The sequence below is a fragment of the Thiohalocapsa sp. genome (genome assembly GCF_022340605.1).
Lineage (GTDB): Bacteria > Pseudomonadota > Gammaproteobacteria > Chromatiales > Chromatiaceae > Thiohalocapsa.
Genome location: NZ_JAJDNQ010000057.1, coordinates 1 through 20980, shown reverse-complemented (window position 1 = coordinate 20980; position 20980 = coordinate 1). Strand labels below are relative to the sequence as shown.

Here is a 20980-nt window from a genome sequence, read left to right as displayed (position 1 = left end):
GGACCCAGCTACGGCACTGCTCCGCAACAGGAGCGCAGGCCCGATGCCGCCGCCGATGGCGGCGCACCCGCCGGCCCGGAGGGCGGCTTCCCCGGCGACTCGGGCTTCGACGACGACATTCCCTTCTGATTCGGCGCGTGCAGCATAGCCGCTGCCACGAGGGCTCTGGGGGCTGGTGCGCTGCCGTGTGCCTGAGCTGTCGCGCGCCCGATTCGTTTTCCACCCAGCGTAAGGCTCACTGACCCATCATGTCCGACGTCCCTCGCATTCTTCTCATCGGTTCCGATGGCCAGGTTGGCTGGGAGCTGCGCCGAAGCCTTGCGCCGGTGGGGCAGGTGATCGCCGCGTCCATGGAGGGGCAGGCAGGCCCCGCCATCGACTTGTTGGATGCCTCTTCCGTGCGCCGTGTGTTCAACGACACGCAGCCGGATGTGGTGGTGAACGCCGCCGCCTATACCGCCGTGGATAAGGCCGAGAGCGAGCCGGAACTGGCGCGCGCCATCAACGCCGATGCGGTCAACGTGCTGGCGGACCTCTGCGCCAATGCCAGTATCCCGGTGCTGCATTACTCCACCGACTTCGTCTTTTCGGGCCGCACCGATCGGCCCTATCGCGAGGACGACACGCCGGAGCCACTCAGCGTCTACGGCGAGACCAAGCGCGCCGGCGAGCTGGTGCTGCTGGATTCGGCTGTCGATGCCCTCGTTCTGCGTACCGCATGGGTGTACGGCGTGCGCGGGCGCAACTTCCTGCGCACCATGATGAACCTGTTCCGCGAGCGCGCCGAGCTTCGCGTCGTGGACGACCAGGTCGGCACCCCCACCTGGAGCAGGCTGCTGGCGGAGGTCACCGCCCACGTGCTGCATTCGGTGCTGACCGGCGCCGTGGACATCAAGCAGGCGAAGGGGCTGTATCACGTCACCAGCGGCGGCGCGGTGTCCTGGTTCGGCTTCGCCAGTGCCATTCGGGATGTCAGCTGCAGCGGCTGCGAGCTGATTCCGATCCCGACCAGCGAGTATCCGGCGCCGGCCAAGCGCCCCGCCTATTCGGTGCTCGACACCACCAAGCTCCGCACCACCTTCGGCCTGACGCTGCCGGACTGGCGCCAGTCGCTGGCGCTGTGCATGGAGGATCTCGGCTAGGAGCCGACCTTGTCACCCGGCTCGTCCGAGTTCGCCGTGGCTTCGCCTTGCGTCTCGCCCGCATCGCGGCGAGCGGCAAGCATGCGCTCGATGCGCGCGCCGTAGACCTCCAGCGCCGCCTGTTCCGCGGGCAGTACCAGTTTCGCCTGTGCCGGGTCGTCGGGTGGGGCCTTGCCCACCAGCGCACGGAACGCGTGCAGGGCATCGCGCACGGCCGGGGTGTCGGTGCGCACCACGCTGCCCCAGCCGGGACCCATGTCCGTGGCGAACCGCTGCAACGGGTCGGTACGCGTACTTGGCTGCGCCTTTGCTGCGGCGCTGTCAGCGGGCGCTGTCAGTAGCCCGAGCCGCCAGAGCGCCCGCGCCGACGCATCACTCAGCATCGCGGTGGGCGCGGTCTGGCCGAGCCCGATGAGGGTGGCGAGGCGGCGCTCATAGTCACGGGTTTCGGCCCTCGTCAGCGGTGCCGTGATCTGCGCCTTCGGCAGCGCCAGTCCACTGCCATCGTCCATCCGCACCAGCAGCATCGGCCCGGGACGGTCGGGGTCGAAGGCCCAGTCCGGCAGATCGCCGCCTGCCAGGTCGAAGCCGACACCATACTTGGCGCGGACCAGCTTCGGCTGTTGGCCGGCCTTGACCCGCCGCTCCAGGTTTTGCAGGAACTCCGCCCAGGTGTATGGGTCGCTGCGGCCCTGGCCGTCGCGGTAGAACATGCCGGCGTTGCCGGTAACCACCGGTGAGTCGTGCTCGTAGCCATGGGGGGCCGGCCATTGCCGTGGGGCCGGGTGTCGGGGCGGCGGCAGCGGCGGCTCGCCGGGGCGCTGCAACATGGCATCGGCGGCGCGTGCGCCCGGGGGCGGCGTGCCGCCCGGCGTGAGCGGCTTGTAGCCGCGCGGTGCCAGTTGCAGCAGCGGCGCCGGCCTGCCCGGCAGCGTGTCCCTGATCCGCCCGGCCGCCGCCGGCTGCGGCTGGTCCGGCGGTGGGGGTGGCTGGACGGTGCGGGTGTTGCGCTCGTCGCCCTCGGCGAGGGTGAGAATACGCCGGCCCTGCACCGGCCCGAGGAAGTGGAAGAGGTAGTCCTCCACCGGGTTGGTGGCGCCCGAGTCTTCGCTCAGCAGGTACTTGGCCAGCGCCAGGACGATGAAGTCGTGCCGCAGCAGTTGCAGTTCCCGGTCCTCGGCGTCGCGCAGCCCATCCACGGTGTCGCGGATGATGAGCCGCACTTGGCCGTCGTGGAAGGGGCCGAAGCCGAGATCCAGGCGCCGGCGGTGTGCGGCCGGGTCGGCCGCGGTGAGCGCCAGCAGCTTCGCGCCGTAGCGGTGGATGACGCGCTGGAACGTCTGCGGCTGGAATTGCCAGACCCCGGCGGCGGCGCCCACCCGCCCGCCGCCGAGGGGCGGGCGAACGAAGTTGTTCCAGGTGTGCGCGCTCTCGTGCTCGCCGGTGGCGAGGAGCAGGCCCAGGCTGTAGCCGGTTCGCTCGGCGACGTCCAGCAGCGCCAGGAGTTGCCGCGGGCTGATGTCCCGGGTGCGGTCGTAGTCGCGGGCGCGGCGCTCCGCCAGCGCCCGGAAGCATTCCTCCGCCTCGGCTTGGGCGATGGCGGCATTTGGCGTATGCGGCGCCGCCGCCGGGGATGCGCCCGCGGCGGCTGCGGTCAGCAGACCCCCGAGCAGCAGGGCCGCGTCGCGGCGGCCTGGCGGTGGCAGGGTGTTCCGTGTCCCGTGGTGGGGCGTCGGGCTGCGTCTATAGATCAATGACTTGGCGCCTATTAGTGCTTCGCTGCGGAAATTCCGGTGCCGGGTTCCCTCATGGTCGTGGTCGTAATCGAATATCCGGACGCTTGAGATCACGACAACGACAACGACAACGACCTGAGATGGTCTCGGGACTTGCGCACTGTTGCACTGGGCCGGTGTTGGGCCGGTGTTGAGCCGGTGTTGGGCCGGTATGGAGCCGGAACAGGGCCGGCAACGGGGCAGGCGCGGGCGGTGGCCGCACGTGCTTCGCATTTTCCCCGGGGCGTCGGTAAGCCGCTATTGTCCCATGCCGGAGCAACGCTCGCGTGAGCGCCGGCAACGGTGCGGACTAGCCGCGCCACTGGCGTGGTGCTTGCATGCACCCCATACCACAGTTTCCGCCGATTCCGCTTTGGTCTTACCGCGGCCGGCACGCGGACAGTCGCCGTAGTTGCCCGGGATCAGCCTGGGCTGCGGTTGTTCGACGCCGCGTGACCGCTCCCGGTAATCTGACCCGAACGGTTATCCAACCTTCGTCATCCCTGGCCTCAACTCCGCAGCGGGAGAGCAGACCCCCATGACCACTACCCACGACGGTGCGAGCCGCACGAGCAACCGGAAACTTCTCGACTGGGTCGACGGGATGGCCCGGCTATGCAAGCCGGAGCGCATCTATTGGTGCGACGGCAGCCAGGCGGAGTATGACCGCCTGTGCGACGAGATGGTGCAGTCCGGCGCCTTTATCCGCCTAAATTCCGAGAAGCGCCCCAACAGCTACCTGGCACGCTCCCACCCGAGCGACGTGGCCCGGGTGGAGAACCGCACCTTCATCTGCTCCGAGCGGCAGGAGGACGCCGGCCCCACCAACAACTGGACGGACCCCCACGAGATGCGTGCGCGGCTCACCGAGCTCTTCGACGGCTGCATGCGCGGGCGCACCATGTACATCATCCCGTTCAGCATGGGGCCGCTGGGCTCGCCCATTGCCCACATCGGCGTGGAGATTACGGACTCCGCCTACGTCGTGGTGAACCAGCGCATCATGACCCGCATGGGCCAGCCGGTGCTGGACGTGCTCGGGGCGGACGGCGACTTCGTGCCCTGTATGCACAGCGTTGGTGCGCCCCTGGCGCCCGGTGAGCAGGATGTGCCCTGGCCCTGTGCCGGCAACGTCGAGGACAAGTACATCACCCACTTCCCTGAGACCCGCGAGATCTGGTCTTTCGGCAGTGGCTACGGCGGCAACGCGCTGCTGGGCAAGAAGTGCTTCGCGCTGCGCATCGCCTCGGTGATGGCACGCGACGAAGGCTGGCTTGCCGAGCACATGCTGATCGTCGGCGTGAAGTCCCCGGAGGGCAAGAAGCACTACGTGGCGGGCGCCTTCCCGAGCGCCTGCGGCAAGACCAATTTTGCCATGCTGATTCCGCCCAAGGGCTTCGAGGGCTGGGAGGTCACCACCGTCGGCGACGACATCGCCTGGATCAAGCCCAATCCAGAGGATGGTAAGTTCTACGCCATCAACCCCGAGTACGGCTTCTTCGGTGTCGCCCCTGGCACCAATGCCAAGTCCAACCCCAACGCCATCGCCTCGCTCGAGGCCAACTGCATCTACACGAACTGCGCCCTCACCGACGACGGCGACGTCTGGTGGGAGGGCCTGACCGAGGAGCCGCCGACGCACCTGATCGACTGGCAGGGCAAGAGCTGGACCCCCGGCTGTGGGCGCCCGGCAGCACACCCCAACGCCCGCTTCACGGCGCCGGCGAGCCAGTGTCCGTCCATCGACCCGGAGTGGGAGAACCCGGCCGGCGTGCCCATCACGGCCTTCCTGTTCGGCGGGCGGGTCAGCACGAACTTCCCGCTCGCCTTCCAGAGCTACAACTGGGAGCACGGCGTCTACATGGCCGCCACCATGGGCTCCGAGGCCACCGCCGCCGCCATCGGCCAGGCCGCCATGCGCCGCGACCCCATGGCCATGCTGCCCTTCTGCGGCTACAACATGGCCGAGTACTGGAAGCATTGGCTGCGCATCGGCCGGCAGAACGTTGCCACGCCGCCGCGCATCTTCCGCGTCAACTGGTTCCGCAAGAACGAGCACGGCAAGTTCATCTGGCCGGGCTTCGGCGAGAACATGCGCGTGCTGAAGTGGGTGCTGGACCGCTGCGACGGCCGTGCCTCGGCCATCGAGGGTCCCATCGGCTGGGTGCCCGGCTGGGACGACATGCACTGGGACGGGCTGGATTTTCCGCCGGAAGACTTCTTCTCCATCATGAATATCGACAAGGAGGTGGCCCGGCAGGAGACCGTGGAGCAGGACGAGCTCCTCACCCGCTTCGGCGATCACCTGCCGCGGGAGATGGAGCTGGAGCGCGAGCTGCAACTGGCGCGCCTGTACCATTCCCCGCCGGTGTGGGACCTGTCTCGCGCCGTGGCTCGCTGATTCCCACCCCTTCCGCTCCTGCGTCTGCCCCGCTGCCTCGTGCGGCGGGGCGGGAGCCAGCGGGCGTTCTTCAGGTGCTCAACTTACCGGTGGTCGTTCAGCACCGACCACCGGCCGATTCCGACCGCGAGCGCCGCTTTTTGCCGCGCGGCGCTCCGTTAGACTGGGGCAAAGATGTCCGCTGCCCTCGGGAGACCGCCGACGCTCATGCGGGGGTCCCGAGCAGGACGGTGGGGTGGGCACGGCGCAGGCGCCCATCCAGACGCTCCGCCCATCGGCACCCGCCGTCTGCCCATGTTCAGAGCCCCGAGTTTCGTTGCTCGCAGCGCCGTCATTGGGTGGTGGCTCGGCTGTGCCTTCGTTTGCGCCGCGCAGGCGGCAGCAGTGGAGGCGATGTCGGGGGACCTTGTGCGGGAGGTCATCGATGCGGCGCGCTTCGCCTACGGACTGGAGACGGACTATTGGCAGCACCCGGATGCCTACCGCACCCGGGATCAGGTTTACCGGCACTATCGCCAAGGTTTCAGCCCGGACCTCGCCGCCGCCATGACCGACCACACCCTGAGCGGCGACGCTGACCTCGCCACCTGGGTGCCGAAGCAGGTGTTCGTGGCCGAGCTCCGGGCCAACGAGGCCCTGGTGTGGTTCCCGACGCCGCCCACCTTCGGCAAGGGCGGACTCTGGGATCTGGACGACTACATGGTCCTGCGCCTGCACCGCGACGGCGGCCGTTGGGTGGTCTACTGGGGGCGGGATCAGTCCGCGCCGCCGGCGCAGTGAGTCGACCGCACCAGCCTCGTCAAGCTGCTTAGAGCCTGCGGTGCCCCCAAATCATCTGTCGATTCGACAAAGGCTTACATGCGTGTCGGCGCCCTGGCGCCGGGTGCCCGGCGTCGAGTCGGGCACACGGTGAGCCGGCTGAAAGCCGGCGCTCTCAGCGGGCCGCGCGGGTGGCGAGCAGCGCGTAGGTCGGGTCGAGCGCGTAGGTCGGGCTGAGCGATAGCGAAGCCCGACACGGCGGTATCGTCGCCTGCTTGTTAGATCTCGTGCGTCGGCCCAGCCGATGACGTCCGTGCGCCACAAGGCCGCGGCCGATCGTCTTGAATCCGCTCAGCGCTTCAGCGCCGCGCGAAAAGTCCAGGCCGCCTCATCCAAGTGCGCCTCCAGCGCCGAGCGCTCCGGTCCATCCAGCGTCTCCGCGTAGTCGCGCACGCGCTGCATCAAGGCCCCGAGCGCGGCCTCCACCTCGGCCGCCGTGAAATCCTCCCGTGCCGGTACTGGCGGGGCGGCGGTGGCGTCCACCGGCTCGACGACGGCGCTGCGCGGAATCAGCTTCCGCTCGCCGCCGCTCTCGGGACTGGCGGTCATCGGCCCCGTCTTGCGATACATCTCACCCTGCCAACGGAACCTGGCGCCGGCCGGGAGCTTGGGAAACTTCATGGGCACACTCCTTGAGGAAGAGGAATCAGCAACAAACGCCAACTTGTCCGGTCGCGGCTCATGAAGCAACCCCGTGGCGGTGCGGCTGAGCGATCGCCGAGCCCGATACGGCACCGACCGCAACCGCCTGCTCGTCGGGCCTCCTGGCGTCGGCCCGACCTACGAGGGCTGCCTGAATCGGGGCCCTAATGGGTTCTCGTCACATCGTCGCACTCCGCACCCCGCACTCGATAACGTCGGCCAGGGTTACGGCGTCCGCGCCACACACCAAACATCAACTCGCCCGGCGCCCGCGCGCAACAACACCCGCGCCACCTCGGCAACGGTGCTGCCAGTGGTGACCACATCGTCCAGCACCGCCACGTGGGCGCCGGTGAGGTCTGCGGTCGCGCGGAAGGCGCCGCGCAGGTTCTGCTTGCGTGCCTTGGCCTCCAGGGCCGCCTGCGGCGGTGTGGAGCGCGTGCGCTCGCAGCAGCGCGCCAGCACCGGCAGCTCCAGCGCCCGGCCGACGACGCGCGCCAGCTCCAGCGCCTGGTCGTAGCCGCGCTGCCGCAGCCGCCGCGGATGCAGCGGCACGGGTACGATGCCGGCCGGCCGCTCGCCGCCGGCATGCGCTAGGGACTCCCCCAGCAGCAGCCCCATGAGCCTCAGCGTATTGAGTCGGCCGCGGAACTTGAGCCCGCCTACCAGCGCCGGCAGCGGCTGCTCGTAGCGGAAGGCCGCATGGGCGCGCGCGAACGGCGGCGGCTTGCGGCGGCACGGACCGCACAGCGGGCCTTCCTCACCGTGGCCGGCCGCCAACACCGCCTCCGGCAGCGGCAGCGCGCAGCGCACGCAGGCGACACCCGTGGCCGGCAGCTCTGCCCGGCAGCCGGCGCAGAGGTCGAGCCCGTCGTCGCCCGGCGCGCCGCACAGGATGCAGGTGGGCGGGAAGATGAGATCGGCCGCGGCGCGCGTCCAGTGCGTTGGCATCGATATCACCATGAGGATCGGGTAGCCTTCATCATAAGTCCGTCCACCGCCGTGGGAGTGCCGTCCTCGGCGCGACGGGCGCCCAATCGCGGCGGGGACGCCGCTCCCACGGGTCCATCAGCGCCGGCGCGGGGCACGCGACCCGCCTGGGGATGACCCGCACGCTTCTTCTCTGCGGATACTACCCGTCGTCGTCGTAGCTCAGACCGACCCAGTGCTCGGCGGCGTCTACTGCGCCGCGCCCGGTCGCTGGCAATGCGGTTTGCGGCTGGCGTCTGCTCGCGGCCGCTGTCGGGTCGCTGTCAACTGCGGTTGTCATCTTTGGTTGACAGCGCGGGGCGTGGCGGGGAGGATGAGGTTAAGAAGTGCGAAGCGCGAAGTGCGACGTGCGCGGTGACGACCTCCAGACACAAGCCCAAGCCCCTCCTCCGGATTCGATGCAAGCAACCGTAAAGATGCCCGCGGCGACCACCGCCGGGCGCCACGACTGGACCGTCGACGATGCCGAGGTCCTGCTCGGCCGGCCCTTCAATGATCTGTTGTTCGCGGCGCAGAGCGTCCATCGCGCGCGCTTCGACCCCAACCGCATCCAGCTCAGCACGCTCTTGAGCATCAAGACGGGCGGCTGCCCGGAGGACTGCGGCTACTGCTCCCAGAGCGCGCAGCACGAGACGGAGCTTGCGCGCCAGCGCCTGTTGCCGCTGGACGAGGTGCTGGACACCGCGCGCCGTGCCCGCGACGCGGGCGCCACCCGCTTCTGCATGGGCGCCGCCTGGCGCAACCCCACCGACAAGAACCTTGAGACGGTGCTGGCCATGGTTGCCGGCGTGAAGGCGCTCGGCATGGAGACCTGCGTGACCCTGGGCATGCTCACGGCGGAGCAGGCCGAGCGGCTCGCCGGCGCCGGGCTCGACTATTACAACCACAACCTGGACACGTCGCCCGAGTTCTACGGGCAGGTGATTTCGACCCGCACCTACCGCGATCGGCTCGATACGCTGGAGCACGTGCGCGCCGCCGGACTCAAGACCTGCTCCGGCGGCATCCTCGGCATGGGCGAGGGGCGCCGCGACCGCGCGTCCATGCTCTGCCAGCTCGCGAACCTGCCCGCGCATCCGGAGTCCGTGCCCATCAACCTGCTGGTCCAGGTGGAGGGGACGCCGCTGTTCGGCACCGCGACACTGGACCCCTTTGAGCTGGTGCGCACCATCGCCGCCGCCCGCGTGATGATGCCGGGCAGTTACGTGCGCCTGTCGGCGGGCCGCGATGACATGAGCGATGAGCTGCAGGCGTTGTGCTTCCTGGCCGGTGCCAACTCGGTGTTCTACGGCGAGCGGCTGCTCACGACGCCCAACGCCGGCGCCCAACGGGACCTGGCGCTGTTCGCGCGCCTCGGTCTCGCCTTCGAGACCGCCGAGCTGCCGGGTCGCGAGGCGCCCGGCGCCTGTCACCACCATGCGGACCAGCTCGCCGCCAGCGACTGATTCAGCCGCCGGCGACGCAGACGCTCGCCGGCCCCAGCGCAATGACCGTCCACCGCGCGCCCGACACCACAAGCCCGAGTACCGACGCCGACAGCGCGCCCGGCGCGGACGGTTGGGATGCGGACTCCTCGGCGAGCGTGCCGCGGGACGGTCTGCCGTCCCTGCCGGATGCGCCCGCGCAGCACGCCTCGGCGGACGCGGATGCAGCGCTCGCCGCGGAGCTGGAGCGGTTGCGACGCGAGAACCTCTACCGCGCACGCCGCGTGCTGGAGGGCCCGCAGGGCGTGCGGCCCGTCATCGACGGGCGCGGCATGCTGTCGTTCTGCAGCAACGACTACCTCGGTCTGGCGGCGCACCCGGTGCTTGCGGACGCGCTGCGCGAGGGCGTCGCGCGCTATGGCGTCGGCAGTGGCGCTGCGCACCTGATTAGCGGCCACAGCGAGGCCCACCGGCAGTTGGAGCTGGATCTGGCTGATTTCACGGGCCGGCCGCGCGCGCTGCTCTTCTCCACCGGGTATATGGCCAACCTCGGCGTCATCAGCGCGCTCTGTGCCCGCGGCGAGCACGTCTACGCGGACCGGCTCAACCACGCCTCGCTCAACGACGGCGCGCGCCTCGCCGGTGCCCGGCTGAAGCGCTATCCGCATCGGGACGTGGCGGCGCTGGAGCGCATGAGCGCGGGGCCGGGTGCCAGCATGATCATCACCGACGGCGTCTTCAGCATGGATGGCGACATCGCCCCGTTGCCGGAGCTGGCGCGCGTCGCCCAGGCCGCCGGTGCGCGGCTCATGGTGGACGACGCCCACGGGCTCGGCGTCGTCGGCCGTGCCGGTCGCGGTACCCTGGACCTGCTGCGGATGGATGATCTCCAGGTGCCGATCCTCGTCGGCACCTTGGGCAAGGCTTTCGGTACCTTCGGCGCCTTCGTCGCCGGCAGTGAGGCCCTCATCGAGACCCTGATCCAGCGTGCCCGCAGCTACATCTACACCACCGCGCTGCCGCCCGCCGTGGCACATGCCACCTCTGCCGCGCTGGCGCTGGCGGTGCGCGAGGAATGGCGCCGCGAGCACCTGCACCGGCTCATCGCCCGCTTCCGCCACGGCGCCGCGGCATTGGATCTGCCGCTGATGGAGTCGCACACGCCCATCCAGCCGCTGCTGGCCGGCGACTCCCTGGTGGCGCTGGAGTGGAGCCTGTTTTTGGAGAACAACGGCGTGCTGGTGAGCGCCATCCGCCCGCCGACCGTGCCCAAGGGCGCCGCGCGGCTGCGTATTACCCTGTCCGCGGCGCACCACGAGCAGGACATCGACCGGCTGCTGGAGCTGCTGGGACGGCTGCCGCGGCGTCGCGGCCGAGTGCCGAGGGCCAACGGCGGCCCAATGACCTGAGGTAGATCAATGAGCGCAGTCTTGTCTGCGAAGACGCCCTTGGTGCTGTTGCACGGCTGGGGCATGAACGCCGGCGTCTGGGAGGGGCTCCCGGAGGGGCTGCACCGGCGCTTCGCTCCGGTACCGCTGGACCTGCCGGGCCATGGCGGCGCGGCCCACTCGCCCGAGCAGTGGTCGCTGGACCACTGGGCGCGGGCGTGTCTGGATCAGGCCGCCGAGCGCGCCCCCGACGGCGCTCCCGGGCCGGCCGTCTGGCTCGGCTGGTCGCTGGGTGGTCTGGTGGCCTTGCAGGCGGCGCGCCTGGCGCCGGAGCGCATTCGTGCGCTGGTGCTGCTGGCGGCGACTCCGCGCTTCGTGCGTGCGGCGGACTGGCAGGTGGCGGTGCCGGAGGGCACCCTGGGGCAGTTCCACGATGGACTCCTGGCGGATTGTGCCGGGACACTGGAACGCTTCCTGGCGCTTCAGGTCCGAGGAGCAGAGGACGCCCGCGGCGTGCTGCGGCGCTTGCGTGCCGGCGTGGCGGGGCGGCCGGCGCCGGACCCGGCGGCCCTGGAAACGGGGCTTGGCTTCCTGCGTGAGGAGGACCTGCGCGGCCCGCTGCCAGACATCCGCGCGCCGGCGCTGTGGCTCTTCGGTGAGCGCGACACCCTGGTGCCCGCGGGCGCCGCCGAGCGCGTCGCGCTGCTGATGCCCGACGCCCGGGTGCGTGTGATTGCCGGTGCCGGACATGCGCCCTGGCTGTCGCACGGCGCCGAGACCGCGGCGGTCATCAACGAGTTTCTGGATGGGATCGGGCTTTGAACGTTATCGACAAGCATGCCGCGCGCCGGGCCTTCGACGCCGCCGCGGCGAGTTATGACCGGGTTGCGGTGCTGCAGCGCGAGATCGGCCAGCGCATGCTGGAGCGGCTCGGCTACATCCGGCTCGCGCCGCGGCGGGTGCTGGATCTCGGCTGCGGCACGGGCCTGGCGCTGGACGGCCTCGCGCGGCGCTATCGCCGCGCCGAGATCGTCGCGCTGGACTTCGCGCCGAACATGCTGCGCCAGGCGCGCCGCCGCGGGCACTGGCTGAACCGGCCGCGGGTGGTGTGCGCCGACGCCGAGCGGCTGCCGCTGGCGGACGACTCGGTGGACCTGATCTTCTCCAACGCCACGCTGCAATGGGTCAACGACCTGGACGCCACCTTTCGCGAGCTGCTGCGGGTGCTGCGCCCGGGTGGGCTTTTGCTGTTCAGTACCTTCGGCCCGGACACGCTGGCGGAGCTGCGCGCCGCTTGGGCGGCGGTGGACGGCGGCCAACACGTGAACCCCTTCCTGGACATGCATGACATCGGCGACGCCCTGGTGCGTGCACGCTTTGCGGACCCCGTGATGGACGTCGAGCGCATGACGCTCACCTACCCGGACATCCATGGTCTCATGCGCGACCTGAAGCAGCTCGGCGCCCACAACGCGTTGGCCGGGCGCCCGCGCGGCCTCACCGGGCGCCGCCGGCTCGCGGACTTGGCGCAAGCTTACGAGTGCGAGCGCAGCGATGGACGCCTGCCGGCCACCTACGAGGTGGTCCACGGTCATGCGTGGGTCAGCGCCAAGGCGCAGCGGCAATTCGCCACCGACGACGGCGTGGCCATCCCGCTCGCCGCCATCGGCGGTCGCCGGTCCGCGTCGAAGCGGGCCGCCGGAGGTCACCGATGAGCGGTATTTTCGTCGCGGGGACGGACACCGGCGTCGGCAAGACCGAGGTCGCGACCGGGTTCCTGGCGGCCCTCAAGGCGCGCGGCATCACCGCCGTCGGTATGAAGCCCATCGCCTGCGGCTGCGTGCCGGGCGATGACGGGCTGCAGTGCGACGATGCCATCAAGCTCATGGCCGCAAGCGGTGTCGACGCGCCCTATGGCGAGGTGAACCCTTACGCGCTGGCGGACCCCATCGCGCCGCACATCGCCGCCGGATTGGCGGGCGTGGACATTCGGCTCGGGCGCATCCGCGACGCCTATCAGGCGCTGTCGCAGCGCGCCGAGCGCGTGGTGGTCGAAGGCGTCGGGGGCTGGCGCGTGCCCTTGGGTCCGGCCCTGGCGCTGAGCGATCTGCCCAGCGCCCTCGGTGTACCGGTGGTCTTGGTGGTGGGTCTGCGCCTCGGCTGCCTGAATCACAGTCTGCTCACGGCGGAGAGCATCCGCGCCCGCGGGGTGCGGCTGGCGGGGTGGGTCGCCAACGAGGTGGACCCGGATATGCGCGCCAAGGACGAGAACATTGCCACCCTGGCCGCCCTCATCGACGCCCCAACGCTGGGCGTCGTGCCCCGTCTGGACCTGCCGAAGCCCGAGGTTGTCGCCGAATACCTGAACCTGGAGCCGCTGCTGCGCTGAGGGGCAGGTGGCGCGTGCTAAGCTCTCGACGGGGTGGGATGTTGCCGCCGCCCGCGTCCGATGCAACTGCATCAAACCCCAACCTCCAACCCCAACGTCCAACCCCAACGTCCAATCCCAGCGTCGAAACCAGGCCAAGGATCACCCGCATGCCCGCTTCGCAACCCCGCGCCCTCCAGCCCCCGTGCCGGTCCAAAGCTGTTGCTGCAACCGTCTGCGCGCTGACCCTACTATGCGTCGCGGGAGCGGTCTCGGCCGACCCCATCGGCCAGGCGCTGGCGCTCGGCGATGCGAGTCTGGTGGTGCAGGAGCGCGGGCGCACCGTCATCGCCAACAATCCCGATCGCGGCATGATGCCTGCCTCAACGATGAAGCTGGTGACGGCACTGGCGGCCATCGAGCGCTGGGGACTCCAGCACCATTTCACCACCGAGTTCCGGCAGGCCCGAGACGGCCGGCTGTGGGTGGTTGGCCAGGGCGACCCCTACCTGGTCTCGGAGGAGCTGGACCAGGCCGTGCGGGCGCTGAAGCGCCAGGGTGTCAGCAGCGTCGACGGCATCGGCCTGGATGACAGCCTGTTTGTGGCCGGCGACCGTATCCCGGGCCGCTCTTCCACCGCCAATCCCTATGACGCCCCGGTGACGGCATTGGCCGTGAACTTCAACACGGTCAACGTGATCGTCTCCGGAGGCCGGGTTTCGAGTGGCGAGGCGCAGACGCCCGTGACCGCCACCGCCCGGCGCATGGGCGCTGCCATGGGCAGCGGCAAGCAACGGGTCAACCTGCGCACCCGCGACAATGCGCTGCGCCACTGCGGCGAGTTGCTGGAGCTGAAGCTCCGGGCCGCGGGCATCCGCGTCAACGGCGACGTGCAGGTCGGCCGCGCGCCGGCGGGGGCGAAGCTGCTGCTGACCCACCAGAACAGCCGCCCGCTGTCCGTGGTGCTCAAGAACATGCTGGAGTACTCGACCAATTTCGTCGCCAACGACCTGTTCCTCATGCTCGGTGAGCGCGGCGGGCAGAGCAGCATGGCCCAGTCGCAGCGGGTCATGGAGGACTGGGCGCGGCGCAATTTCGGCTGGCGCAATTTCACCATCGAGGACGGTGCCGGCCTGTCGCGCGGCAACCGCATCAGCGGCCGCCAGATGATCGATGTCGTGAATGCCATGGCACCCTATCGCGACCTCGTGCCGGTGCAGGACGGCAATCGGAACGTGCGTGCCAAGACCGGCACGCTGCACGGCGTGAGCTGCTATGCGGGCTGGGTGCGCCGCAACGGCGACTGGGCGCCCTTCAGCCTGCTCATCAACCAGCCGGTGGCCTACCAGTTCCGCAACCAGGTGGCGAGCGCCCTTGCCGCGGCGCCGACCCTGGCGCGTTATTGAGCGCGTCCGTGAACGGGCTCACGCGGCGCAGGCCTGGCGCCGCCGCTGCGGCGGTGCAGAGGCTTCTGTGCCGGCGTCGGGCATTGCTGGCGTGGCTGCTGCTGGCGGCCTGCGGCCTGCTGGCCGGCTGCGGCACGCTGACGCTGCCGTCGACGCCGGCCGGCGGACCCACGGGTGGCGCGGCGGCGTCATCACCGCAGCGGGGCGGGAACGCGCTGTACATGAAGGCGAAGGGCGGTTATCCGTCGCTCGCTCCCCTGTTGAAGCGGGTGACGCCGGCCGTGGTCAACGTCGCGGTCATCTCCGATGTGAGCCTGGAGGACCAGGCCTTTCTGACGGACCCCGCGTTCCGCCAGTTCCTGGAGCAGCTCGACATCGAGCCACCGGACCCCGAGGAGCTGCGCCAGCGCCAGAGCGTCGGCTCCGGGGTCATCGTGGACGGGCGCCGGGGGCTGGTGCTCACCAATGCCCACGTCATCGAGGACGCCCGCGACATCACTGTCACGCTGAAGGACCGGCGCAGCTTCAAGGCGCAGCTCATCGGCCGCGACGTCGGTACCGACATCGCGGTGCTGCAGATGATGCCGGTGGACACCCCGCGGGTTCCCTTCGCCAATTCCAATGACCTTGAAGTTGGCGACTTCGTGCTCGCCATCGGCAATCCGTTCGGGCTCGGGCAGACGGTCACCTCCGGTATTGTCAGCGCCGTCGGCCGCACCGGCATCGCCGACGACAGCCTGGGCGAGCTGATCCAGACCGATGCGTCCATCAACCCGGGCAACTCCGGTGGCCCCCTCATCGACCTTGCCGGGCGCATCGTTGGCATCAACACCGCCCTCATCGGGCCGTCCGGTGGCAATGTTGGCATCGGCTTCGCGGTGCCCGGCAACCGGGTGCTGCGAGCCATGCGGCGGATCGTCGGCGGGCGGTAGGTCGGGCCGGCGTCAGAAGGCCCGACATCGCGGCTGTTGCTCAGCCCGGCCGACGCGTTGCGTCGCCGAGCATGGGGGAGAGCGCCGCGTAGGCTGCGCTCGCGTCCAGGTCGTAATTGTCGAGATCATCCAGCCAGCGGTTGTTGGCGACGCGCGCCGCGCCGGGCATGTCGTGCACGAGCGCCGGGTCCAGGTAGGTTGGCGGAATCTGGCGCTCCCGGACCTGGAGCGCCGCCTCCCACAGCATTGGCGTCGTCAGCACCAGGCGGTTGGCGTGGACCAGCCCCGGACAGTTGCCGAGCCAGCCGATCTTGTGCTGCAGGCTGCCGTGGTGGGCGAGGTAGCAATCGGCGACCCGGGCGAAGACCGCCGCCTCGAACAGCGGCCGGCCGACGAGGCTCAGCACCGGCAGCAGGCCGTCGAGCGCCGCTGCAATGGCCGCTGCGGCGTGCCGCTCGGCGGCGATTAGCCGGGCCTGCTCCGTGCTTGGCGCGGGGGGCACGTCATGGAGCACCGAGAAGCCGTCGATGATCAGCGCCGCGCCCGGATGATCGGCCGCGAGCCGGCGGCCGATCTCGATGAGCCCTGGCACCTGCGAGACCCAGGTGCGGTTCTCCATCCGCAGCGTGACCCACAGGATGGGCCGGTGCCGCCGGCGCAGCGCCGCCGCCCGCGCGCGCAGCGCGGACGGAACCTGCTCGGCGGCGACGTGCCGCACGCGCCGGAGCAGTTCCTCGCCGATGCGCGTGCCGCCGACCCGGATCAGCAAGCGATGCGCCGTCGCGGCCTGCTCCATGGGCACGGGGAAGCGCTCGCGGTGAAGCGGCGTGCGGCGCAGCTCGGGGAAGAGGTCCTCGACGCGTCCCCAGGGCTCGGCGCAGAGGCTGATGCCGGCGACAGGCAGGCGATCGACGCGCGCCGCCAGGCGCTCGAGCCCCGTCAGTGCATTCCACAAGTGATGCGCGAACTGGCGGTTGTCCACCAGCGCCCAGGGCCGCGGCGGGTCAGTGCGCGCCAGGTAGGACCGCAGCCGGCGGTGCTCTGCCAGCAGGTGCGCGCGCAGCTCGTCGATCTCGTCGCGGCCGTGCCAGCGCATGCGCTCCGCCAGCAGCAGCGCGGTGCGCAGCGCCGGCAGAAACAGGTAGAGCTTGATCCAGCCGCGGCCCTCACGGCCGGCGGCGAGCAGCATCGCCGGTGCGTCGCCGTCGACGGGAAACCAATAGAAGACGGGTTGGTTCTGCGCCGCCAGCAGGCCGTGGATGGCGCGCCTGAGCCGGCCCGTCGCCGGGCAGACAGCCTCCACGGCGCCCTGGTCCAGCGCCTCGATCTGGAAGGCGGTGCGATCGGGGTCGGCGTCGATGCCCAGCGCGGCGCGCCGCGCCGCGCGGCCGGCCGGCAGATGGGATGCCGGGATCAGGCCCCGGTTGGCGGTAACGTGCTCCGGGTGCAAGTGGTGCCTGGCGAGGAATGCCCGGTCGCCGTCACCGGGTGCGGCGAGGTCGATGAGCCGGTAGTCCGGAGCCGCGGCCAGGGCCGCGCGGATCACCGGTGCGGGCGGCAGCGGCGCCCAGTCGCGCGGACTAGGTGCCTGGTCGCTGCCGAGGCCCAGCAGGCGGGCTTCGCGGGCCTCGTAATGCGCCCGCTCGCTCGCCGCGAAGCGGGGCAGCCGGCGCGCCTGCTCGATCAGCTTGCCCCAGAGCTTGCGTGGCAGCCTACTGGGCAGCCGACTGGGGAGCCGGCGGGGCAGGGCGAGCCAGTGTTGCCGTGGCCGTGGCACTTGGGCGAGGGCAGAGCAGGGCGTCTCGGCTGGACGCCCGCGGCATCAACCGCCGGTGACGGGCGGAAAGAAGGCCAGCTCGTCGCCGTCGGCCACCGGCGTGTCGGGCCTGGCCATCTGCTGGTTCACTGCCGCCAGCACCCGGCGTTGCTCGTCCAGCGCCGCGGCCCAGGCGCCGCCGCGCGCGCGCAGTCGGGCGCGGATGTCGGCGACGCTGCCGGCGTGCGCTGGCGGCAATTGCTCCGCGTCGGTGCCGACCGTCTCCCGCAGGCTCGCGAAGTAGAGCACGCGGATCACGGCAGCAGCTCGCTGAACGGGATGAAGCTCACCAACTCGCCGGCGCGAAACGGCCGGTTCTCCGTGAGCTCCACGAGCCCGTCCGCCCAGGTGAGCGAGCCGAGGTCCGCGGAGGATCGGCTGCGGAACACCTCGACCCGCGCGACGCCATCCTCGCCCGTCACCAGCCGCGCACGCTGGTATTCGCGACGCCTGTCCGGCTTCGACCAGTCGAAGCCGGCCGGCGCCTGGATGCGCCGTGGCGCCGGCACCGGGTCCAGCCCCTGCATGCGCTGGATGAACGGCCGCGCGAACAAGCAGAAGGTCACGAACAGCGACACCGGGTTGCCGGGGCTGCCGAGGAAGGGCGTTTTGCCCCCCAGTGCCTCCGTCTGTCCGCCCGCCACCTGCGCGCCGATATGCCCAAAGGCCACCGGCCGGCCTGGGCGCATGGCGACGCTGCGCAGCTCCAGCCGGCCCAATTGCTGCATGGCCGGTCGCACGTGGTCCTCCTCGCCGACGGAGACACCGCCGCTGGCCAGCACCAGGTCCGCCCGGGCGGCGCCGTCGGCGAGCGCGGCCGTGGTGGCCGCCAAGGTGTCGGCAACGATGCCGAGGTCGAGGATCTCGCAGCCGAGCCCTGCCAGCAGGGCGCGGAGCAGGGTGCGGTTGGAGTTGTAGATCTGGCCCTCGCCGAGCGGTGCACCGGGCTCCACCAGCTCGTCGCCGCTGGCGAGGATGGCGACCTTGAGCCGGCGGCGGACGGACAGCGCCGCCGCGCCCGCCGAGGCGGCCACGGCCAGGTGCTGCGGGCCGAGCCGGATGCCCGCCGGCAGCACCTGGTCGCCGGCGCGCAGTTGCTCGCCGCGATAGCGGATGTTGCGCCCGGCCTGGACCCCCGCCGGCAGCCGCACGCGGGCGTCGGCCACTGCCTCGCAGGCCTCCTGGACCACGACGGTGTCGGCGCCCGCCGGCACCGGTGCGCCGGTGAAGATGCGCGCGGCGGTGCCGGGTAGCAGCGGCTCGGCGCGGTCGCCGGCGGCGATGCGCTGCGACACCGGCAGCTCGGGGCCGGCAGCCACGTCGGCCGCGCGCACCGCGTAGCCGTCCATGGCGCTGTTGTCCCAGGCCGGCTGGTCGATGGGGCTCCTCAGCGGTTCGGCCAGCACGCGGCCGAGGGCGTCGTCGAGGGCGATGGTCTCGGTGGCCGCGACGGGACGTGCATGCTCCAGCAGCAGTGCCACGGCCGCCTCGACGGACAGCGGGGCGGCGGTCTCGCCGCCGCAGTCGTGCGCGCCGGCCATGGTCAGCGCTCCGCGAGGCGCGCAATGAGCTGCGCGAAGTTGCACGGGCGGGTGCGGCTGTCCAACTGTGCGTGCAGGATGTGCTCCCAGGCGGTGCGGCAGGCGCCGGTGGAGCCGGGCAGGCAGAAGATGAGCGTGCCGTTGGCGATACCGGCAAATGCCCGCGACTGCACCGTGGAGGCGCCGATCTCCTGGTAGGAGATCTGCCGGAACAGCTCGCCGAAGCCGTCCACGGTCTTGTCGAACAGGGGCAGCACGGCCTCGGGCGTGCTGTCGCGGCCGGTGATGCCGGTGCCGCCGGTGCTGATCACCACGCGCACGTCCGGGGTCGCGATCCAGCGCGAGAAGAGCGCCCGCAGGTGGTAGAGATCGTCACGGCAGATGACCTTCTCGACCACCTGGTGTCCGGCGGCCTGCGCCTGCTCGCGCAGGTAGTCGCCGGAGGTGTCGTTGGCCTCGGTGCGGCTGTCGGAGACGGTGAGCACCGCGATGGCCAGCGGCAGGAAAGGGGCGTCGGCTGGGGTTCGGCTCATGGGGAAGTACGGGGTGCGTAGTACGAAGTGCGGGGCGTGCGAAGTGCGGGATAGTCGCACAATGGGGCGCTCACCAGAGGGTTTCTACGCCGAATAGCGCGAATGCGGGGTCGCGCGTTACTAGCGGCATCCGTTCCAGCTCGCTCTGCGCCGCCAGCATGCGGTCGAACGGGTCGCGATGCTCCACTGGCCAACTGCCGGCCCTGAGCGCATGCAAATGGCTAACCGGCAGGTGCCGGAAGCCGTCGGCCGCAACGAACTCGGCATAGCGCGCGGTTGCCATCAGAGGCGTGTCCTCAAAGCCACTTGGGGGCCAGGATCAACAACCAGATTACCGCCGCGAACAGGATGCTGGTGAAGACAGCCGCGGAGGCGATGTCCTTAGCGCGGGCGGAGAGCTCGTGGCGCTCCGAGCCGACGCGGTCCACGTTGGCCTCGATGGCGGAGTTCAGCAGCTCCACGATGGGCACCAGCAACAGGCTGCCCACGAGCATCGCCCGCTCCACGGGTGTCTCGCCGAGCCAGAGGCCGAGCGGCAGCATCGGGATCAGGATGAAGATCTCCTGCCGGAACGCCTCCTCGCCCTGATAGCAGGCCTTGAGGCCCTTCATGGAATAGCCGAAGGCGTAGATGACTCGCTTCCAGCCGCGGGCGTTGTGGTGGGCCATACTGCCTAGTGAATGCCTCGGCGTTGTGGGAGCGGCGTCTTCGCCGCGACATGCCGTCGTCGAGCCATCGCGAGCGCTGATCGGTCAGTTGTCCACCGGCTCCAAGCGGCGCTCGACGCGCTCGATGCGTCGTCGCAGGTCGTCGAGCTCGGAATGCCCGCCGTAGACTGCGGTTGTCAGCGCGCCGAGTTGCTGGCCCATGCTAGCAAGCTGGAGATGCGTTGACGCGGCGTGGCTCTTCAGCTCCGCGATGTCGGTACGAATCGCACACAGTTGCCCAGCCACCAAGTTGTCAATGTCAGTGGTCATGAGGCGCCCTCGTCGGCGATCCGTCTTTCACTAATCTTGCGCCCGATCCGGCCGCCAGGCCAAGTCCAGCTGCCTGGCCGCGCGCACGTCGTCCAGCCGGCGCACAGGCAGGGTGTGCGGGGCCTGCTTGAGCAGGTCCGGGTTCTGCCGCGCCTCGGCGCGGATCTTGGCCATTGCGTCCACGAAGCCGTCCAGCGCCTCCTTGGGCTCGGTCTCGGTGGGCTCGATGAGCAGGCACTCGGGCACCAGCAGCGGGAAGTAGGTGGTGGGCGCGTGAAAGCCGTAGTCCAGAAGGCGCTTGGCGAAGTCCATGGCATTGGTGCCGAGCTCCTTGGCCTCGTGCTTCAGGGTCACGATGAATTCGTGGCTGGCGCGCCGGTCCGGATAGGCTGGCGTGAAGCCGGCGTCCTTCAGGCGCGCGAGCAGGTAGTTGGCGTTCAGCGTGGCGTATTCGGACACCCGGCGCATGCCCTCGGCGCCCAGCATGCGGGCGTAGATATAGGCGCGGAGCAGAATGCCCATGTTGCCGCCGAAGGCGGTCATGCGGCCGATGGACTCGGGCCGGTCGTGCTCCACCTGCCAGTGGTATGCGTCGTCGTCCTGCACCACCAGCGGTACGGGCAGGTACGGCTCCAGCCGCTTGGACACTCCTACGGGACCGGCACCCGGCCCGCCGCCGCCGTGAGGCGTCGAGAAGGTCTTGTGCAGGTTCATGTGGATGACGTCGAAGCCCATGTCGCCGGGGCGGACCTTGCCCAGGATGGCGTTCAGGTTGGCGCCGTCGTAGTAGAGCAGCCCGCCGGCGGCGTGCACCGTCTCGGCGATG

19 protein-coding genes and 2 pseudogenes are annotated in these 20980 nt (G+C 70.5%); 10 read left to right on the top strand and 11 right to left on the bottom strand.

Annotated elements, in window-relative coordinates:
- Positions 1–248 precede the first annotated feature (248 nt).
- A complete protein-coding gene (rfbD, locus tag LJE69_RS07580) occupies positions 249–1142 on the top strand; it encodes a dTDP-4-dehydrorhamnose reductase (RefSeq protein WP_296923497.1) in 894 nt (297 codons plus the stop codon).
- On the opposite strand, the gene LJE69_RS07575 is transcribed toward rfbD, so the two are convergent.
- On the bottom strand, positions 1139–2896 hold the full coding sequence (locus tag LJE69_RS07575; RefSeq protein ID WP_296923494.1) for a hypothetical protein: 1758 nt from the start codon (positions 2894–2896) through the stop codon (positions 1139–1141). The two genes, rfbD and LJE69_RS07575, sit on opposite strands and share 4 nt — an antisense overlap.
- A 559-nt stretch (positions 2897–3455) precedes the next feature.
- On the opposite strand from LJE69_RS07575, the gene LJE69_RS07570 reads away from it, so the two are divergent.
- Together LJE69_RS07570 and LJE69_RS07565 are read left to right on the top strand one after the other, a co-directional pair.
- Positions 3456–5318 carry a phosphoenolpyruvate carboxykinase (GTP) gene (locus LJE69_RS07570; RefSeq protein ID WP_296923491.1) on the top strand — a complete coding sequence of 621 codons (1863 nt, stop codon included), beginning with the start codon at positions 3456–3458 and terminating at the stop codon, positions 5316–5318.
- Positions 5319–5711: 393 nt separating this feature from the next.
- Positions 5712–6098, top strand: a complete 387-nt coding sequence (locus tag LJE69_RS07565) for a hypothetical protein (protein WP_296923488.1) — start codon at positions 5712–5714, stop codon at positions 6096–6098.
- A gap of 330 nt (positions 6099–6428) precedes the next feature.
- Here the strand turns inward: LJE69_RS07565 and LJE69_RS07560 are convergent, their stop codons facing one another.
- A complete protein-coding gene (locus tag LJE69_RS07560; RefSeq protein WP_296923486.1) occupies positions 6429–6758 on the bottom strand; it encodes a hypothetical protein in 330 nt (109 codons plus the stop codon).
- Positions 6759–7004: 246 nt separating this feature from the next.
- On the bottom strand, positions 7005–7730 hold the full coding sequence (locus tag LJE69_RS07555) for a ComF family protein (RefSeq protein WP_296923484.1): 726 nt from the start codon (positions 7728–7730) through the stop codon (positions 7005–7007).
- Between the two features lie 437 nt (positions 7731–8167).
- Between LJE69_RS07555 and bioB the strand changes: the two genes are divergently transcribed.
- The 7 genes from bioB (at position 8168) to LJE69_RS07520 (ending at position 15287) form a co-directional block, all read left to right on the top strand.
- Positions 8168–9214 (top strand): biotin synthase BioB, encoded by a 1047-nt coding sequence (gene bioB / locus LJE69_RS07550; protein WP_296923481.1) that lies wholly within the window; start codon positions 8168–8170, stop codon positions 9212–9214.
- Between the two features lie 41 nt (positions 9215–9255).
- On the top strand, positions 9256–10602 hold the full coding sequence (gene bioF, locus LJE69_RS07545) for an 8-amino-7-oxononanoate synthase (RefSeq protein ID WP_296923478.1): 1347 nt from the start codon (positions 9256–9258) through the stop codon (positions 10600–10602).
- A gap of 9 nt (positions 10603–10611) precedes the next feature.
- Positions 10612–11403, top strand: a complete 792-nt coding sequence (bioH, locus tag LJE69_RS07540; RefSeq protein WP_296923473.1) for a pimeloyl-ACP methyl ester esterase BioH — start codon at positions 10612–10614, stop codon at positions 11401–11403.
- The gene (gene bioC, locus LJE69_RS07535; RefSeq protein WP_296923470.1) at positions 11400–12296 is read left to right on the top strand and encodes a malonyl-ACP O-methyltransferase BioC; all 897 of its coding nucleotides are present in this window, start codon (positions 11400–11402) and stop codon (positions 12294–12296) included. Before bioH ends, bioC begins: the two co-directional genes overlap by 4 nt.
- On the top strand, positions 12293–12970 hold the full coding sequence (gene bioD / locus LJE69_RS07530) for a dethiobiotin synthase (RefSeq protein WP_296923467.1): 678 nt from the start codon (positions 12293–12295) through the stop codon (positions 12968–12970). The genes bioC and bioD overlap by 4 nt, the downstream gene beginning before the upstream one ends.
- Before the next feature lie 149 nt (positions 12971–13119).
- Complete coding sequence (locus tag LJE69_RS07525; protein WP_296923464.1) at positions 13120–14355, top strand: D-alanyl-D-alanine carboxypeptidase; 1236 nt, start codon at positions 13120–13122, stop codon at positions 14353–14355.
- A gap of 8 nt (positions 14356–14363) precedes the next feature.
- On the top strand, positions 14364–15287 hold the full coding sequence (locus LJE69_RS07520) for a trypsin-like peptidase domain-containing protein (RefSeq protein ID WP_296923460.1): 924 nt from the start codon (positions 14364–14366) through the stop codon (positions 15285–15287).
- A gap of 40 nt (positions 15288–15327) precedes the next feature.
- Here LJE69_RS07520 and LJE69_RS07515 read toward each other — a convergent pair whose 3' ends face one another.
- The 8 genes and pseudogenes from LJE69_RS07515 to LJE69_RS07480 all read right to left on the bottom strand — a co-directional run.
- Positions 15328–17064, bottom strand: coding sequence for a hypothetical protein (locus tag LJE69_RS07515; RefSeq protein WP_296923457.1), 1737 nt, complete (start codon positions 17062–17064; stop codon positions 15328–15330).
- A gap of 45 nt (positions 17065–17109) precedes the next feature.
- Positions 17110–17361 (bottom strand): molybdopterin converting factor subunit 1, encoded by a 252-nt coding sequence (moaD, locus tag LJE69_RS07510; RefSeq protein WP_296923454.1) that lies wholly within the window; start codon positions 17359–17361, stop codon positions 17110–17112.
- Positions 17358–18644: a gephyrin-like molybdotransferase Glp gene (gene glp / locus LJE69_RS07505; RefSeq protein ID WP_296923451.1), complete on the bottom strand. Its 1287-nt coding sequence runs from the start codon at positions 18642–18644 to the stop codon at positions 17358–17360. Before glp ends, moaD begins: the two co-directional genes overlap by 4 nt.
- Before the next feature lie 2 nt (positions 18645–18646).
- Complete coding sequence (gene moaB / locus LJE69_RS07500; protein ID WP_296923449.1) at positions 18647–19177, bottom strand: molybdenum cofactor biosynthesis protein B; 531 nt, start codon at positions 19175–19177, stop codon at positions 18647–18649.
- 70 nt (positions 19178–19247) lie between these two features.
- A pseudogene (locus tag LJE69_RS07495) lies at positions 19248–19448 on the bottom strand (type II toxin-antitoxin system VapC family toxin); the annotation flags it as partial.
- Between the two features lie 25 nt (positions 19449–19473).
- Positions 19474–19845, bottom strand: a complete 372-nt coding sequence (locus tag LJE69_RS07490) for a diacylglycerol kinase (protein ID WP_296923446.1) — start codon at positions 19843–19845, stop codon at positions 19474–19476.
- Positions 19846–19929: 84 nt separating this feature from the next.
- Positions 19930–20154, bottom strand: a complete 225-nt coding sequence (locus tag LJE69_RS07485) for a hypothetical protein (protein ID WP_296923444.1) — start codon at positions 20152–20154, stop codon at positions 19930–19932.
- A gap of 30 nt (positions 20155–20184) precedes the next feature.
- Positions 20185–20980 (bottom strand): annotated as a pseudogene (locus LJE69_RS07480) (aminomethyl-transferring glycine dehydrogenase subunit GcvPB); the annotation flags it as partial.

Excerpts from the sequence above, each read along its gene's own strand:
- rfbD (WP_296923497.1), top strand. The coding sequence starts at position 249 with ATGTCCGACGTCCCTCGCATTCTTCTCATCGGTTCCGATGGCCAGGTT.
- LJE69_RS07570 (WP_296923491.1), top strand. The coding sequence starts at position 3,456 with ATGACCACTACCCACGACGGTGCGAGCCGCACGAGCAACCGGAAACTT.
- LJE69_RS07565 (WP_296923488.1), top strand. The coding sequence starts at position 5,712 with ATGTCGGGGGACCTTGTGCGGGAGGTCATCGATGCGGCGCGCTTCGCC.
- LJE69_RS07560 (WP_296923486.1), bottom strand. The coding sequence starts at position 6,758 with ATGAAGTTTCCCAAGCTCCCGGCCGGCGCCAGGTTCCGTTGGCAGGGT.
- LJE69_RS07555 (WP_296923484.1), bottom strand. The coding sequence starts at position 7,730 with ATGCCAACGCACTGGACGCGCGCCGCGGCCGATCTCATCTTCCCGCCC.
- bioB (WP_296923481.1), top strand. The coding sequence starts at position 8,168 with ATGCAAGCAACCGTAAAGATGCCCGCGGCGACCACCGCCGGGCGCCAC.
- bioF (WP_296923478.1), top strand. The coding sequence starts at position 9,256 with ATGACCGTCCACCGCGCGCCCGACACCACAAGCCCGAGTACCGACGCC.
- bioH (WP_296923473.1), top strand. The coding sequence starts at position 10,612 with ATGAGCGCAGTCTTGTCTGCGAAGACGCCCTTGGTGCTGTTGCACGGC.
- bioD (WP_296923467.1), top strand. The coding sequence starts at position 12,293 with ATGAGCGGTATTTTCGTCGCGGGGACGGACACCGGCGTCGGCAAGACC.
- LJE69_RS07525 (WP_296923464.1), top strand. The coding sequence starts at position 13,120 with ATGCCCGCTTCGCAACCCCGCGCCCTCCAGCCCCCGTGCCGGTCCAAA.
- glp (WP_296923451.1), bottom strand. The coding sequence starts at position 18,644 with ATGGCCGGCGCGCACGACTGCGGCGGCGAGACCGCCGCCCCGCTGTCC.
- moaB (WP_296923449.1), bottom strand. The coding sequence starts at position 19,177 with ATGAGCCGAACCCCAGCCGACGCCCCTTTCCTGCCGCTGGCCATCGCG.
- LJE69_RS07490 (WP_296923446.1), bottom strand. The coding sequence starts at position 19,845 with ATGGCCCACCACAACGCCCGCGGCTGGAAGCGAGTCATCTACGCCTTC.
- LJE69_RS07485 (WP_296923444.1), bottom strand. The coding sequence starts at position 20,154 with ATGACCACTGACATTGACAACTTGGTGGCTGGGCAACTGTGTGCGATT.